At 43.1% G+C, this 541-nt stretch carries 1 protein-coding gene; it reads left to right on the top strand.

Annotated features, from left to right (window positions below):
• Window positions 1-207: 207 nt before the first annotated feature.
• Entirely contained in the window at window positions 208-483 is a 276-nt protein-coding gene (locus tag FS628_RS30140) for an IS3 family transposase (protein WP_145326648.1), read from the top strand.
• Window positions 484-541 lie beyond the last annotated feature (58 nt).

Here is a 541-nt window from a genome sequence, read left to right as displayed (position 1 = left end):
ATAGTTAAAAAAGGAGTATGGAAATGTAGAGAAGGAGTGAGGAGTAAAGGTGGGGGATTTGAGATGATAGAGGATTTAGGAGTAGGGGAGGGGGTTTGGTGGGTGTTAAAGTTAGGTGGGGTGTGTCGGTGGGGGTATTAGAAGTGGAGAAAAAGGATAGGAGGGGGAAAAGAAGGTAGAGAGAAAGAAGATGAATTGGAGTGGCATATGGTTGGGATGGATGGGGGAGATGGGTATTATGGTTATGTTGGAATGAGGGTAGGTTTAGGAAAAGAAGGGGTTAGAGTGAAGGAGAAAAAGGTGTATGGATTAATGAAAGAATTAGGAATGTCTTGTGTGATTCGAAAGAAGGGTGGATTGTTTGGAAAAGAAGGTTGTGTGGTGAATGGAAATGGAGTTGAGGGGGAGTTGGAGAGGGATAGGGGATGTAGTAAAGTGGTGAGAGAGATGAGGTATATTGGTGGTGGAGAAGAGTTTGTGTAGGTGTGTGTGATTGAGGATTTATAGAATAATGAGATGTTAGGTTGGGATGTATGTGAAG

This window comes from Paenibacillus xylanexedens (genome assembly GCF_007676705.1).
GTDB classification, from domain to species: domain Bacteria; phylum Bacillota; class Bacilli; order Paenibacillales; family Paenibacillaceae; genus Paenibacillus; species Paenibacillus xylanexedens_C.
This window is presented reverse-complemented; position numbering and strand designations above follow the sequence as displayed.